The sequence below is a fragment of the Aurantimonas sp. 22II-16-19i genome (genome assembly GCF_002088275.1).
Classification (GTDB): domain Bacteria; phylum Pseudomonadota; class Alphaproteobacteria; order Rhizobiales; family Rhizobiaceae; genus Jiella.
Genome location: NZ_AQQS01000008.1, coordinates 123,219 through 138,646, shown reverse-complemented (window position 1 = coordinate 138,646; position 15,428 = coordinate 123,219). Strand labels below are relative to the sequence as shown.

Below are 15,428 nucleotides of genomic sequence, written 5' to 3'. Positions count from 1 at the left end.
ATCATGTGGCTGCGGGCATCGGTGCGCCCGGCAGGCCCTGGGCGGCGATCCAGGCGTGGCGGGCGGCCGACCATGTGATGAGGCACAGCATCGTCTCGCTGCCGGCATGGGGGTCGGCCGGGCGCAGCACGGTCAGATGCGCGTCCGGCAGATGGCGTTTCAGCGTCTCGACCACGTCCTCGCCGAAGGCTCGGCGACAGCCCGGCTCGTCGCCCCGCGCAAAGCCCCAATCGAGGGTCTGGCCGCGGCCCGGGACGGTGCGGAAGGAGAGCAGCAGCACGCCCTCCTCGGCCGTCGCCGCGGCGAGCGCCGCAAGCGCGGCGCCGGGATCGCGGACATCCTCCAGGACGTCGAGGCAGATCACCATGGCAAAGCGCCGATCCGCCGGGGGCGGCGCGAGGCGGCCGTCCTCGTGAGCCGGATGGAGCAGGGCGAAATCGGCGAACCAGCCGCCGGCCGCGACCCGGTGGCGCCCATATTGCAGGCCGCTGGCGCGCAGCGTCGGTTCCTTGCGCAGCTGGTCGAGCACCTGGTGCATGGCGCGGTGGCGGGCGGTGGAATTGCAGGAGGCGCAGCGCTGGCCGTGGCCCTGCAGACTGTCCGCCAGGCGGCGGTCGGGCCGCATGGTGGTGCCGCCGCAGATCGAGCAGTGAAAGGGCTTGTCCGCCGGCGCGGCGCTGCTCGACGCCGGAACCTGAAGGACGGTGGTGAAGGCGCGCCAGTCCCGCGGCGGGGCGGGCTGCCGCTCCATCCAGAGCCGAAGCTCCTGCGTCGCAGCCTGGCAGGTGTCCGGCAAAGGGGCGCCGAAAAGGCCGCGAAGCCTGGCCCAATGGGCATCGATGCGATCGCGCGCGCTGCGGATCGCCTGCAGCCCCTCGGCCGGTAGCGGCTCGAGCAGGGCCGCTGCCTCGACGGCCTCCGCCCAGGACCGGACCAGCCGCTCCGGCATGCCGAGATGGTCGAGGAAGCCGGCGAACTTGATCATCCGCGGGCGGGCGACGGCGATCGCCGGCCGGCCATAGGCAAGGGCGGTGATCAGCCCGTGCATCGACGAGCCGACATAGCCGGTGGCATGGGCGATCAGCCCGGCGATCTCGCGCAGGCCGCGTGGCTGGACGAGGACGAGGGCGGGGATCGTCAGCTCCGAGCGCAGCGCCACCGCGAGCCTGTGGTCGCCATGGCAGGGGCCGATGGCGATCAGCACCGGCAGTGCGTTCGTCCGCCCGGCCAGCGCCTCGATCTGCCGGGCCTGGAGCGCCACGTCGCCATCCAGATAGCGGTCGTTGACATGCAGCGCGAGCCAGCGTTCCGGCACGGTCAGGCCATGGCGGGCGAAGGCGGCTGCGGCAGGGGCGCGCAGCGTCTCGGCGGGCCAGAGGGCGGGAAGATCGAGCGCGGTGTCGGGCAGGGTGTCGATGCCGGGCCGGGCCCCGACGCCCCAGAGTTCCCGGCTGGCGTCGTCGCGCAGCGTCACTGAGGGGCTGGCGGCGAGGATGCGGTCCCGCAAAACCTGGGCAGGGCCCGGCTCCATCGGATAGGGCACGCCGGGCGCGTTCCAGGCGAGCGGCTTCTCCTGCCCTGCCGCGATCAGCCCGGCGCCGAGCCAGAGCGCCGCATAGGCGCCGCGCTGCCCGAAGCGACCGTTCGCATAGTCGGACAGGCTGGTGACCCTGTCGTGCAGGATGTTGCCGCCGCCGACGACATGCAGGTCGGCCGCGAAATCGGCCGCGGTGTCGATCGGCAGGGCCGTGACGGCGTCATCCCAGGCAAGAGCTCCGCCGACCGGGGAAAAGGCGCGCATTCGCTCTTCGCTGACGCCCAGCCGGTCGCGCAGGAGCAGCGGGAACAGCAGGTCGCCGTAATTCAGGACGTCGAAGGTGCCGTAGACCGAAAGGTTCGGCCCGCGGGCCCGCAAGTCGGGGGGATGCGTGCGTTCCGCTTCGAGACTCTGAACCATCACACCCTAATCAGCCTGGCTCCCTTGCCCTGCCGCGCTGCCCGGGAGTATCGGTCTGGTAACCAAACTCCCCCTGTTAGTAAAGGTGTGCGGCATCATGCTGGAGCGGCTCAGCGACCCGCGTTTCAAGGCGATCTCGACGCCCTGCAAGGAGGCGGGCATGCTGGCCGAGCGTGTCCTGTCGACCAACGGGAACCCGGTCTTCGCGGAAGTCGGCATCGGCATCGGGGCCACCTCCGTGGCGCTCTGCCGGGCGCTCGATCATCGCGGCTCGCTCTGGCTGTTCGATTTCGACAACCGGGTGAACGAGCTGCATGCGGATCTGCGCGAACTCGGCTACCGGAACGTCGAGATCGTCGGCAATTCGCGCCGCACCTTCGACAGCTATGGCTGGACGCTCGCGATGCTGACGCGCCAGGCGCGCGAACGCGCGCCGGAGGGCATGTTCGACTTCATCTATCTCGACGGCGGCCACGTCTACCAGTACGACACGCTGGCCGCGGTGTGCTGCAAGGAACTGCTGAAGTCCGGCGGCTATCTCCTCGTCGACGACTACGACTGGACCATCGCCAAGTCGCCGACCATGCGCCCGTCGGAAAACCCCTCGATCCTGCTCGACTACACCGAGACGCAGATCGAGCTGTCGCATGTCGAGATGATCTGCAGCCTGCTGCTCGACGTCGATCCCGCCTTCGAGGCCGTGCCCCTCGGCTATCTCGACGTCGAGCATCGCCGCGCCTATCGCAAGCGCTGAGCGCTCGCCAGTGTTGACCGTATCCTCTGCCGAAGACCTCGCGAAGGCATTGCGCACGGCGCCGGAGGGGGCGGTGATCGGTCTCGACGCGCCGCTCTACAGGATCACCGAACGTCTCGAACTCACCCGGCGGCTGACGCTTTTCGGTCGCGATCCGGATGCCCCGCCGCTGCTGGTCTTCGCCGATGGTCGCTGCGACCTTTCCGTCGCGGCCGTGGGCTGTGGGCTCGAAAACCTCGCCTTCACCGCCAGCGGCCATCGCGGCACGGCCCTGCTGCGGATTGCCGCCGACGGCTGCAGCCTCTCGGCACTGACGCTCCTGCGCGCGCAGGGCGCCGGCATTTTGTTCGAGCGATGCCACGAGGTGTCGGCGAAGGGGCTGGTGCTGCAGGAGCTGGGGCAGGAGGCGGTGGTCGCCACGGGCTGCCGCGGCCTGAGCCTGTCGCTGGTTGCGCGGGACATCGGCCGACGGGTCGCGGCGGCCGCCATCCGCCTGGTCGACTGCGAGGGCTTCGACGTCGATGCCGAGGTCGCGGGCGTTTCGGGCAGTGCCGTCACCATCGAGGAGGCGCAGGGCCGATCCTCGCCGATGGCGGGCCGGATCGAACTGCGCGCGCAGGGGATGCAGCGGGCCCTCACGGTGCTGGGTCGCCGCGATGCGCCGGCCTCCGGGCTCTCTGGCCATATCCGGGCACGGGACTGGTCGGAGGCGGCGCTGCTTCTCTCGAATGTCGAGAGGGTGTCGTTCCATCTCGCAATGCCGGACGTCGCCGAAACGCCCGCCTTGAAGATCAACGGCGCCTTCGGTCTGCAAGACGCCGCCGTGGTGCTGGCCTGGCCCGGAGCGGAGGCGGGCGGGGCGCTGCCGGACGGCATGATGGTGGGGGGCGGCCAGACGCCCGCCGGTAATACGATCCTGACGGAAAATCAGGCCTTCGATGATGGCGAGACGCCCCCATCGCCCGTCACCGAGGCGCTGCTTCGGCGTGTCGGCGATGCGGGCGGGCCCGGCTTCCGGTTCTATGAGGTGAGCGGCACCTGCAGCCTTTGCGGCTGGCAGGGACGCTTCCAGCGCACGCACCGAAGCGAACGCGAGACGCTGGCCTGCGGCAACTGCCGCGCCACCCTGCGCTATCGCGGCCAGGCCGAGGTGATCTGCCGGGAAATCGGCGCGGGCCGTTTCGCGACGCTTGCCGCTCTCGCGGCGGGGGGCGGCTTGTCCGAACTCGCGATCTACGAGCCCGGCATCACCGGGCCGCTCAGGCCCTTCCTCTGTCAGGCCGGACGATACGAGCAGTCGATCTACGACCCGGACCAGCCGAGCGGGACGCTGGGCGCCGACGGGCTCGTCTATCAGGACCTCATGGCGACCGCCTTTCCCGATGCGGGCTTCGACCTCGTCGTGACCTCGGACATCTTCGAGCATGTCCGCAAGCCGTTCCCGGCCTTCGCGGAGATCCGCCGCATCCTGAAGCCGGGCGGGCTGCATGTCTGGACCGTCCCGATCGGCATGCCGCCGCCGGGCGAGACCCGGTCGCGCGTCGACACCTCCGGCCCGGAAGACCGGATGATCCTGCCGCCGGTCTATCACGGCTCGGGCACGGACGGGCTGTCGCTGGTCTATACGGATTTCGGCCGTGACATCGGCCGGCTGCTGGCGGAGATCGGCCTGCCGACCCGGGCGGTCCGGCACGTCGCGGGCGGCGACGATCACATCGCCGGCGTCACCTTCGTGTCGGTGCGCGAGGATTCAAAGACCTCGGTGACGTGAGCCATGATCTCGCGCATGCGCTGCGGCCACTGCAGGGATTCGAACTTTGCCGGATCGGGAAGGTCGCGCCCGTGCTCGGCGCGCCGGATGAGAGCCGTGTCGAGCCTGGCGATGAAATCCGCCGGGTCCCGGCCGATCAGGACGTCGTTCGAGAGATCGTCGATATTGGCGATGGCGGTGGTGACGACGGGAACGCCGAGCGCCCGGTAGACATAGAGCTTCAGCGGGTTCATCCGCTGCGTCAGGCCGCTGTCGCGATGCGGGATCATCGCCGCGTCGAAGGCTGCGATGTGCCGGACCGCCTGCTCATAGGGCACGACGCCGAGAGCCGCGACGTTTCGCCGGGCGAGCACGGGGCCGGCCTCGGCCATTCTCGGTATGGCGCCGATCAGAACGATCGACCAGTCCGGCCGCGCATCGGCAACCGCGGCGATCAGATCCCAGTCGATCCGGTCGCCGAGATTGCCCGAATAGCCGATGATCGGTCGCGGCAGGCGGACAAGAGCGTCCGGGATCTCCCAGTCGAGCACGCCGGGAAAGCTGTCGGCGCCGTTCGGCACCATTCGCGTCGCAAGGCCCTCAAGGCGCAGCCAGTCGGCAACGGCCTGGCAATTGGCGAGGGCGACGTCCGTCGCCGCGAAGGTGCGGTCGTAGTTGTCCTGCAGGGCCTGGCGCTGCTCCGGCGACACCGGCCATTCGCGCTGGTCGTCGATGACGTCGCTGACGACGAAGGAGAAGCCGATATGTTCCTGCACTTGCGGAAACTGCGGGACGACGGGGCAGACCCAGGCGAGGGCATTGTCCCGCATGCCGAGTTCGGCGATCCAGCGCTCGACGTGACGGGGGAAATCCCGGGAATCGGGAAGTGACTGGCCGAGCAGGTCCTTCGTCTGTCCGGCATGGATGAAGCTGCGCCGGAAGACCTTGGCCGTGTCCCGGTTCTGCAGGAATCGTTGGACGGTTTCGCCGACGACATGGCGCGCGCCGTTGAGGGGATTGGCACGTGCCGCCTCCAGCTGTCGCTGAACCACATCGACGGAGATCGGCGCGTCGATCTGCAGGATGCGGCGGATGGAGGGCATGCGGGCGAGTTCGGCGAGCAGCATGTCGTGGCGCCGGCCGTAGAGCCCGGTGTCGTTCTGCTTCCAGAAGAAGACGAGGTTGACACCCTCGTCCAGCCGCCGCAACGGGCGAACCTTCGGCTGCCAGCCGTCGCTGCGGGACATGCGGGCGTGCCAGGCGGGTGATAGGGTCCCCGGCATGGCGTCGCGGATGTGGGAAAGAAGCGGCGCGAGAAGGTCGCCGGTCGTCGGCTCTGCCTCCGACAGGCGGTCGACGAGTGCCTTCATCGCCGGAACGTGGGACTGGACCGACAGGGCCTGCCGGAAGAAGGCCTGCCTCGCCGCGCCCTTCGCCGCATCGTCCGCTGCACAGGCCTGGCGGATCGCGGCGGCAAGCGCCGGGATGTCCCTGCCGTCCGGCACCGTGATGATATGGCCGGGCTCCACGAGATCGGCGATCGGCGCCACGGCGGTCGCGATCACCTGGGTGCCGCTGGCGAGAGCGTCGGTCAGCTTGGCCGGGGTCTGGGAGGCCGCGATGCGGCTTTCCGGGTCCTGCAGCAGGCAGACGATGTCGGCCATGGCGTTGAACTCGGCGACCTTGTCCATCGGCTGGTCCGGCAAGAGGATGAGGCGCAGGCGAGGTCGGGCGCGCAGCTCCTTTTCGAGGTCGGCCTCGGTGAAGCTGCCGATGACGCAGAGGACCAACCGTGGATCGGCGATCATTTCCAGCGCCGAAGCGATCTCCAGCAGCCCCTTGTGGCGGCGCGGCGTGCCGAGAAACAGGACGACCTTGTCTTCGGGATGAAGGGCGAACTGGTGGCGGATACCCGCGCGCGCCGCTGCCGCGTCGGCGAAGAGCTGCTCATCCCGCGCGTGGCGCACGAGGCTGCCGCCGTGGCGCGCCTGCAGCACGGGATTGCAGGTCGTCACGTAATCGACGTCGCCAATGAGGCCCGCCGCGAGCTGTGTCCAGCGGCGGCCGTAGGGGGCGTCCCAGTCGGCGGCTTCGGCGGTTTCGACGAATTCGGCGATCCCCAGAGGCTCGGCCGCGTCGACGAAGGCCAGTTCGTCGTCGTCGATGTCGAGAATGAGCCGCGCCCCATGCACGAGCTTGTAGAGGAGGCCGATGAACAGGCTCGGGAACCGCGCCTTGGAGATCCAGGCGATGTCGCAGGGGTGCTCCATCACGAGGCGCAGGGCGCCATTGACGAAGCTGGCGAGATCGCCGCAGGCAAAGCCGCGGATCGGGTGTTTCCGGGTGGACCCTGCGAGCGGTGGCCAGAGATCTCCCCCGTAGCGCGGGAAGAGAGGGCCGACCAGTTCCACCGCGCCGGCACCGGCGGCGATCTCGGCGAGCACTGCGGCGCGGCCGACGGGATTGTGGCCGAGATCCCAGGCGATCACGTTGATGCGCGGCCTGCCGGGCGGGGCGTCGGTTCGCTCGCCCTCTGCCGGCCAGCAACGCAGCGTCGGGCCTTTGTCGTCCTTCGGGGCATTGCGGAGACTGAGCTGCAACTCGGCCCGGCGCTGCCCGATGGGCTGCGAACCCGGCAGCAGGCGGTGCGCCTCGTCCAAGGCGACCAGGGCCTCGTCATGGCGCAGCAGGGCCTTGAGCGCCTCGGCGCGGCCGACATAGGTCCAGACGAAGTCTTTCGAGAGGGCCTGCGCCTGTGCAAAACACTCCAGCGCCTCGAGCGGCTTGCCGCCCCCGGTCAGCGCGTTGCCGAGCTTGCACAAGAGCGCCGGCGACGCGCCGTAAAGGCCCTTCATCTCGACGAGAAGACTGGCCGCCTCGGTGAATTTCCGCGCATTCGCCAGTTCGTCCGCGAGGCGGAACTGCAGCTGCCGAAAGGCCTCGGTGTCCGGTCCGGCCCTTGCCTGCGAATCCGTGGCCGGATCGCGTTGCCCCAAGAGCGTCGTCAGGAAATCCGTCAGGGCCCGTCGATCGGGTTCGAGGGCGACGGCGGTCGCGCAAGCGGCGATCGCCTCGTCGGTGCGGCCGAGTCTCGCCGAGGCGCGGGCGCGGCCGAAATGTCCCCAGACAAATCGTGCGTCCGCTGCGATGGCGGCGGCGAAGTGCGTCTTTGCCGTTTCGAGCTCGCCGTCCCGAAGCGCGATGTCGCCGAGGCGGCAGCGGAGGACCGCGCGCTCACCATGGGCGAGGAGAGCTTCGTAGGCCGCCTTCGCTGCGACGAAGTCACCGCGTTCCCGCAGCTGGTCGGCAGCCCGCAGGTCGATCGAGGCGTCGCGCTCCTCAGCCGACGCGTTCGGCCGCAGCTCTGTCAAAGGCAACTTCCAGCGCATTGAAATGGTGGGATGTGACGACCCTGCCTAAGCGGCGTCGCCCTGTGGCGCAAGCCCGAAGGCTGCCTCCGCCTCGGCCGCGAGGTCGCCTCGACACGTCGGGCACGGCAGAGGGCGGTACGGCAGGGGGCGGGAGATCAACGAGGCGGTGATGGCAGGCGTGGACGTGGCTGATCGGGGTTGCGGCAGGACGACGTCGGCCTCGAAGCCGTCGAGGCTTGCCTTGCTGCCCGGAGTGGCTTCACCGGAAGGGCTTTCCAATAGGGCAGTTTTCGTCGATCTTCCGGGCCCGGCCGCGCTCTGCCACTGCGGTTCGAGGCGGCAGGATTGCAGGCTCGCCCTGGCCGCGCGGCCTCGCGATCTTCGCGCCTTCCTCCCATTTCGGGGGTCCCCGAATGGGGGTAATAGTGGCGTCAGCGGTGTCCGAATCAGGCCGGTATCGGAGATCCGATTTCCGTTCTAGATATTGATGGTCAGAAATGGTTATCGAACCCGGACGTCCCTACCCGCCGATGCGGGCCAGGCGCAGTTCTGTCTGTAACTCGGCAGCGATTTCAACAGGATAAAAGAGTGAAACCGCAACTTCCCCTTGGCGTCCGCCGACTCGTCGCCTGCGAAGGAGCCGTCTGGTTGTCGACGGACGCCGCTTTCACGGAGGCCGATCTCAAACTCTTCGAGGCGAACGACGAAAAGCCGGTCACGACGGTCCCCCCGTTTGGCGACCGGTCGCGCATCGACCTCATCTCCGGTCACGACATCGAGCAGTCGCAGATCGTTTCGCGTGTCGGCCAGGTCCCCTTTCTCACGATCAACAGCCTGCCGGACTGGACCGTGCCCAAGGGGACGACGTTGATGCTGCGCCTCGACGGCGCGCGGGCCGGCGACAGGTTCGAGCTGACACTGGGGCGGAAACGGATCCTCCAGTCGTGCTCGGACGCTCTCGTCTTCCGAGCGCTGCTCGCCGCGCACCGCATGTCGGCCAAGATCACGATCGAACTGCGCGACGCGGCCGGTGGCGTCGTTCAGTCCAGCGAAGACTACATCACGCCGGACCATCCCGGCGGACGCGACGTCTCCCTCCACAAGCCGTTGCTGGCCACGTTCGCCCGCGCGGCCGATGCAGCGACGCTGACCGTGTCAGTCGAGATCGACCGCGCCGACGAAGCATCGGTGGTCCCGCCCTATCTGTTCATCAGCAACCCGCAGCTCCATCCGACGACGCAGAGCGAAGGCCCGGCGCCCTACGTGCTGGGGGCCAGCCAGGCAGGCACGCAGGAATTCATGGCGAAGTTGAACCCCTATGTCGTCGGAGCGAGCAGCGTCGTCGTCAAGGATCAGATCATCACGCTGCCCGAGCGGCCCCGCGCCGGATTTTCCGATCCGACCTTCAGCGGCAGGTCGCTCCATGTGAACGCCACCGAGGACGGCGTCTACACGCTCTATGTCGACGGGGCCTATGTCTCGGATGCCCATCTGGGGATCGGCCGGGGAAGCGTGCTGCTGCCGGAGTTCCTGCTCGACGGCGGGATCCACCACGTGGCGATCCGTGACAGGCACGGCCTCTTCGTCCTCTACGAAACCTACGAAGCCTTCCCGGCGGTGATGACGAGCTACGACATCATCTGTCGGGAAACCCGCTCGCCGCTTCCCTATCGCCTGGCCCAGCAGGCCTCGCACCGCTACACATCGCTCGGCCGGGCCGTCGCGAAGATCTCTGACAAGGGCGAGGCCGAGCAGCTCGCCCATGCCCACGACGTGGTGACCAAGGGGGTCGGTTTCCTGACGAAGCGGGACTATCGCCCGCTGGCGTTCAAGTCCTACACCGCCCCGCTAGTCTCCATCGTCATTCCCGCCCACAACAAGTTCAACATCACCTATTCCTGCCTCTGCGCGCTGCTTCTCGCCGCGAACGAGGCGACGTTCGAGGTCGTCGTCGTCGACGACGGTTCGTCCGACGAGACCGCCCGGCTCGGCGACCTCGTCAGCGGGATCACCGTGATCCACAACGAGATGCCCCAGCGTTTCATCCGCGCCTGCAACGAAGGGGTCGCCGCCTGCCGCGGCGAATATGTCGTTCTGTTGAACAACGATACGGAACCGACGGCAGGCTGGCTCGACGAACTGATCGAGCCCTTCAAGCGCTTCGACGATGTCGGCCTGACCGGCTCCAAGCTGGTCTATCCCGACGGCCGCCTGCAGGATGCCGGCGGCATCGTCTGGCGGTCCGGCAATCCCTGGAATTACGGCCGCGGCGCCAACCCCTTCGAGCCGCGCTTCTCCTATACGCGCCAGGCAGACTATCTTTCCGGCGCGGCGATGATGGTCCGCAAGTCCGTCTGGGACGAGATCGGCGGCCTGTCGAGCTATCTCGAGCCGATGTATTTCGAGGATACGGACTTCGCCTTCAAGGTTCGCGCCGCGGGATACAAGACGATGTTCGCGCCACTGTCCCTCGTCTATCACTACGAGGGCGGGACCAGCGGCACCGAGATCATCTCCGGCATGAAGCGGTACCAGGAGGTCAATCGACCGAAGTTCAAGCAGCGCTGGGCGTCGGCCTATCGATCGGCCGGGGAAGAGGGCCAGAACGTCGACATCGAGAAGGACCGCGGCATCGTCGGCCGCGTCGCCTTCATCGACTACGCCACGCCGCGGCCGGACCGCGATGCGGGAAGCTACGCTGCGATCGAAGAGATCAAGCTGGTGCAGTCGCTGGGCTTCAAGGTCACCTTCGTCCCCGACAACGTCACCTATCTCGGTCACTACACCGACGAGCTGTCGCGACAGGGGGTGGAGACCATCCATGCCCCCTTCGCGATCTCGGTGGCGGATTTTCTCGAGAAGCGCGCCGCCGAGTTCGACGTCTTCTACATCACCCGATATCAGATCGCGGCGAAATACATCGACATGATTCGCCGGCTGGCGCCACGCGCGAAAATCCTGTTCATGAACGCCGACCTGCACTTCCTGCGCGAGCTGCGCTCGGCGATCGAGTCCAAGGACGACACGAGGATGGCCGGGGTCGCCAGGATTCGCGACGACGAACTGGCGGTCATGCGCAAGGCGGACGTGACATTGTCCTACAACGATGTCGAGCACAGCGTGATCGTGTCCCACGCATTGAACGCCGTCAAAGTCGTTCGGGCGCCCTGGGTCGTCCGGGCGAGCGAGACGATCGCTCCGCTCGCCGGGCGGGAGGGCTTCTCGTTTCTCGGCAGCTACGGGCATCCGCCGAACGTCCAGGCGGTCGAGTGGTTCACGGAAGCGGTGCTGCCGCTCGTCCTCAGCCAGCGGCCGGGCGAGGTGTTCCACATCTACGGCAGCGCCATGGGCGCGAATATCCGGGCGCTGGAAAGCGACAACGTCACGGCCCATGGCTTTGCCGAGGATCTCGCCGACGTCTACGATCGCCACCGCGTCTTCATCGCGCCGCTGCGCAGCGGCGCCGGCATCAAGGGCAAGGTGCTCGGCGCACTGGCGAGGGGCGTTCCCTGCGTCCTCTCGCCGGTGGCGGCCGAGGGAACGGGGCTGCGAAACGGCTATGACTGCCTGATCGCGGAGGATCCTTCCATGTGGGCCGAGCATATCGTCAGCCTGCTCACCAAAGACGAGCTCTGGATGAAGCTCTCCACCAATGGACGGGACTTCGTGAAGGAGAGCTTCTCGGTGCAGCGGGGACAACAGATCATGCGAAAGGCCTTCCAGGCAGCGGATATCTACTTCACGCTGTAGGGGCGGAGCGGGAGCGGACGTCATCGTCGAAAACCCGCCGCCGCGTTCTTCCCGCCCCGCCGCGTTTGAAGCACATCCTGGTGCTGCTAGAAGGCGAGCGTCCGACGAGCCACTGATCCGAAAGGCGGGTATGACGCGCAGAGCATTCTTCGTGATCGGGATGCACCGATCGGGAACGTCCGTCGTGGCTGGCGCCCTGCGCTTCGGCCGATCGCAGCCTGGAGAAGCCTCGCCGCTCGCCCGGGATGCGGCGGATGGGGTCTTCGACCCGGCGGCGGCGGTCATGCGTCTCAACGACCGGCTGCTCCAACTGGCGGGCGGCCGTTGGGACAAGATTCCGCTCTGGCTGCAGTGGGAAGATTTTTCCCGAGTCGATTTCGCCGCCTGGTGTGCCGGGTTCATCGGCGACGCGGCGGGCAGGGTCTGGGACGAGGCCTTCGCCGGCAGCGAGGACGACGTCGTCTGCCATGATCCACGGCTTGCCCTGACGCTGCCGATGTGGTCGCAGCTCGCGTCGTCGAGGGGATACGCGCCGCAGGTCCTGCTGGTCCATCGAAAGCCCGTGGCGGTCATGGCTTCGCTGTCTCGCCACCATGGCCTTTCCTTCGCACGGGCGGCGGATCTTCTCGCCGACTACTGGGCTGAAATGCTGTGCCGCGCGCCGGCCGATGCCCGCGTGATCGGTTGGGAGCGCTTCTGCGCCGACCCGGTCGCCACCCTCGAAGGGCTCGGCCTCGCCGCGGGAACGCCCGAGACGCTGCGCAAACTCGTCCGACCATCTGCGCAGACGGCATCTCTCGGGGTGGTGCCGCCACCGTTCATGCCGGAATTCCTGCGCGAATGCGACGCACTCCTGTCTTCAGCCCACGGCGCAGCGGTGCCACAGGAGGCGATCTCGCTCGCTGGGCGATGTCTGAAGGAACGCGGCGACCAGAAGCAGCTGACCGGCCGAACCTATCTGCTCGCGCAGGCGAGAAGCGTCCCGACGTTCAACGTCATCACGCGGCGGCAGCGAACCGTCGTGCTTCACTGCCACATCTTCAAGAACGCCGGTTCCTCGGTCGACGAGCTGCTGAAACGCAACTTCGGCAAGCGCTGGACGGAGGTGGAGTTTCCCGGGCGGGGCGGCTTTTCCAACGCCGACCTCACCCACAGCTTCATTCGCACCTTCGACCAGTACGACGCCGTCTCCACCCATACCGGGGACTGGTGGCTGGGCCACGACGACGCCGCCCTGTCGGTTCGTCCGATCGTCTTCCTGCGTCATCCGATCCTGCGGATCCGCTCGGCCTATGCCTTCGAACGCCGCCAGGACGCCGACACGCTGGGGGCGAGGCTGGCAAAGCAGCATGACTTTTCCGGCTATGTGAAGGCGCGTCTCGACATCCCCGGCGACCTGGCCTTCCGAAATTACCAGGCGCGGCGCTTCGCGGCCTTCGAGGACCGCACCTACACCGACGTCCGATCGGCGGCGTTCCGGGCGCTGGAGCGCTTGCCCTTCGTCGGGCTGGTGGAAGACTTCGCCGGCGCCAGCCAGCGCATGGAGACCTATCTCAAGCAGGACTTTCCGAGCTTCGAAGCCTTCGAGATCCGAGCCAATGCGACGGACGCCTCGCATGCGAGCGTCGCCGACAAGCTCGAGCGGGCGCTGGCCGAACTCGGCGCGGAGGTTCGCGAACGCGTCCTGGCGGAAAACGCCGTCGACCTCGCACTGTACGAGGCAGCGGGGCAGAAGTATCCGGCCAGCTAGAGATTGCCGCGGCTGCAACGATCTCCGGTCCGTCGAGCATCGCCGCGGAACGTGCAGGCACGGGAGGGTGGACGTCGCTCCCTCGGACAGGCGGCGGTGTCAGCAGCCGGCCATCGGGCGCCTGGAAAGCGCGGCACAATGCCAAATAGATCAATTCTATCATATTTTGGGTTGGTGGGCGCGTTGGGACTCGAACCCAAGACCTACAGATTAAAAGTCGGCTGAAATCGAACATGATAGGAACATCTGAAACAGCCTGAAATGGCTGTGACCCTTGCTCTGCAGTCATTTGCGTGTTGTATATCGTTCCATGCCGTTTCGGCGAGTTCCGCCATTTTGGAACCCATATGGAACCCAAACGGCGGAAACCGATAATCGAACAGTAGGTCCGCCATGCCGAGCAAGAACCTGACGAGCCGCTTCGTCGAAAGCGTCAAGGTCGAGGACCGAACCGACTTTTGGGACGAGGCTGTCCGTGGTCTTGTCCTGCGGGTTTCCCCCACCGGACGAAAGGTATGGAACTTCGTTTATCGGCGGGAGTCGGACGGCGAGCGTTGCCGTCTGTCGATCGGAAAGTTTCCCGCGCTGACATTGGAGAAGGCGCGTCGTAAAGCCCTTGATGCCGTCACAGCCGTTTCCGATGGCGCCGACCCTTCCGGCGATCGGCGGGCTCGGCGAGAGGCGATGACGGTGGAGGAGTTGGCCGGCCTCTACATCGAGCGCTACGCCAAGCGGAACAAGCGCAGCTGGGCGGAAGACGAACGAGTCCTCCGGGTGGACGTGCTGCCGGCGATCGGCCGCACCAAGGCCGTGGCAGTGAAGCGCCGCGACGTCCTCGACATCATCGACGCCAAGGCCGAAGCCGGGAAACTGACTCAGTCGACGCACATCCTGGCGGTCGTTCGGAAGATGTTCGGCTGGGCAGTCGACGAGGATTACCTCGAAGTCTCGCCGGCTGTCGGCATCCGGCCTCGCGCCAAGGCCGTGAAGCGTGATCGTGTCCTTTCTGCTGCGGAGGTCCGCGCCATCTGGACGGCGCTTCCTGACGCCCCGCTGAGGCCGATCACGATCGACGTTTTCCAGCTCCTGTTTCTGACCGGGCAACGGAGCGGCGAAGTCTGCGGCATGCGACGAGGGGAAATTGATCTCGACGCTGCGCTCTGGACGATACCCGGCGAGCGGACGAAGAACGGACTGACGCATGTCGTCCCGCTGTCGCCGGCCGCTCTCGTCATAGTCGAAAGGGCATTGCGGCGGGCCGACGAAGAAGCCGGCGCACCGCTATTCAGCCGCACCGGCGAGCCGATCGAGAGCAACGCCATCGCCAAAGCGGCGAAGTTGAAACTTCAGATCCTCGACGAGCGCTGGACGCCCCATGACATCCGCCGCACAGTCGCAACCATGATGGGCGACATTGGCATCCTGCCGCATGTCGTCGAGGCTGTGCTGAACCACATCAGCGGGTTCAGGGCTGGCGTGGCAGGTGTCTACAACCGGACTCGATATGAGCCGGAGAAGCGGCGGGCGCTCGATATGTGGGCTGACCATCTCGACGCCATCGTCACGGGCCGGAAGGCAGTCGTCGTTCCGATGGTGGAGCGCACGTCATGAAATTGTCCGACATCCGCAAAGCGACACATGAACAAGCAAAACGAGAGGCACTCGCTGGCGATCCTGAACTTCTGATATGCCTACTTAAGGCCGGATCTGAGATTAGTCCGGACCTCTATCCAGTCATTGCAAAATATATGGAAGGAAAGATCAAGAGAAAGCGCGGTCGCCCAAAGAACAGGAGGATAGGTCAGCATCGGTACCAGGACTTTGAGGTGAAAATAGCAGCTCAGCACGCGCTCCTACTTGTGGAGGCGTGGAGGGAAAGGCGGGGCGGACGCAGAACCTATGTCAATCGCGCCGGCCACACGGTCGCGGTCCGTGAGCAGGCTATCGCAAAGGCAATCGGCTATGTCGAACGGTGGATAGGCGGCAAGACCCTGGCGAAGCCTAACCAAGTTGACGAGGCCATGCGCCACCGCCGCAAATGGGGAATCTAAATACGGATTTAACTCCCGCTGACTTCGTTCGGTGGTTTGAAACAC

8 protein-coding genes are annotated in these 15,428 nt (G+C 66.9%); 6 read left to right on the top strand and 2 right to left on the bottom strand.

Annotated features, from left to right (window positions below; translation table 11 throughout):
- Position 1 precedes the first annotated feature (1 nt).
- Entirely contained in the window at positions 2-1,957 is a 1,956-nt protein-coding gene (locus ATO4_RS09210; RefSeq protein ID WP_083591216.1) for a polysaccharide pyruvyl transferase family protein, read from the bottom strand.
- A 97-nt stretch (positions 1,958-2,054) separates the two neighbouring features.
- Here ATO4_RS09210 and ATO4_RS09205 point away from each other — a divergent pair, with 97 nt between their 5' ends.
- Both ATO4_RS09205 and ATO4_RS09200 read left to right on the top strand, forming a co-directional pair.
- On the top strand, positions 2,055-2,711 hold the full coding sequence (locus ATO4_RS09205) for a class I SAM-dependent methyltransferase (RefSeq protein WP_083591215.1): 657 nt from the start codon (positions 2,055-2,057) through the stop codon (positions 2,709-2,711).
- A 13-nt stretch (positions 2,712-2,724) separates the two neighbouring features.
- A complete protein-coding gene (locus ATO4_RS09200) occupies positions 2,725-4,482 on the top strand; it encodes a methyltransferase domain-containing protein (RefSeq protein ID WP_139802345.1) in 1,758 nt (585 codons plus the stop codon).
- On the opposite strand, the gene ATO4_RS09195 is transcribed toward ATO4_RS09200, so the two are convergent.
- Entirely contained in the window at positions 4,422-7,832 is a 3,411-nt protein-coding gene (locus ATO4_RS09195) for a glycosyltransferase (RefSeq protein WP_176222920.1), read from the bottom strand. The genes ATO4_RS09200 and ATO4_RS09195 overlap by 61 nt on opposite strands.
- Positions 7,833-8,480: 648 nt before the next feature.
- Between ATO4_RS09195 and ATO4_RS09190 the strand changes: the two genes are divergently transcribed.
- The 4 genes from ATO4_RS09190 (at position 8,481) to ATO4_RS27020 (ending at position 15,383) form a co-directional block, all read left to right on the top strand.
- Positions 8,481-11,582 carry a glycosyltransferase gene (locus ATO4_RS09190; RefSeq protein WP_083591212.1) on the top strand — a complete coding sequence of 1,034 codons (3,102 nt, stop codon included), beginning with the start codon at positions 8,481-8,483 and terminating at the stop codon, positions 11,580-11,582.
- Positions 11,583-11,766: 184 nt separating this feature from the next.
- Positions 11,767-13,332: a sulfotransferase family 2 domain-containing protein gene (locus ATO4_RS09185; RefSeq protein ID WP_139802344.1), complete on the top strand. Its 1,566-nt coding sequence runs from the start codon at positions 11,767-11,769 to the stop codon at positions 13,330-13,332.
- Positions 13,333-13,725: 393 nt separating this feature from the next.
- Complete coding sequence (locus tag ATO4_RS09180) at positions 13,726-14,943, top strand: site-specific integrase (protein WP_083591210.1); 1,218 nt, start codon at positions 13,726-13,728, stop codon at positions 14,941-14,943.
- Complete coding sequence (locus ATO4_RS27020; RefSeq protein WP_139802343.1) at positions 14,940-15,383, top strand: hypothetical protein; 444 nt, start codon at positions 14,940-14,942, stop codon at positions 15,381-15,383. Before ATO4_RS09180 ends, ATO4_RS27020 begins: the two co-directional genes overlap by 4 nt.
- Positions 15,384-15,428: the final 45 nt, after the last annotated feature.

Coding starts and splice junctions, on each gene's coding strand:
- ATO4_RS09210 (WP_083591216.1), bottom strand. CDS start 1,957: ATGGTTCAGAGTCTCGAAGCGGAACGCACGCATCCCCCCGACTTGCGG.
- ATO4_RS09205 (WP_083591215.1), top strand. CDS start 2,055: ATGCTGGAGCGGCTCAGCGACCCGCGTTTCAAGGCGATCTCGACGCCC.
- ATO4_RS09180 (WP_083591210.1), top strand. CDS start 13,726: ATGCCGAGCAAGAACCTGACGAGCCGCTTCGTCGAAAGCGTCAAGGTC.
- ATO4_RS27020 (WP_139802343.1), top strand. CDS start 14,940: ATGAAATTGTCCGACATCCGCAAAGCGACACATGAACAAGCAAAACGA.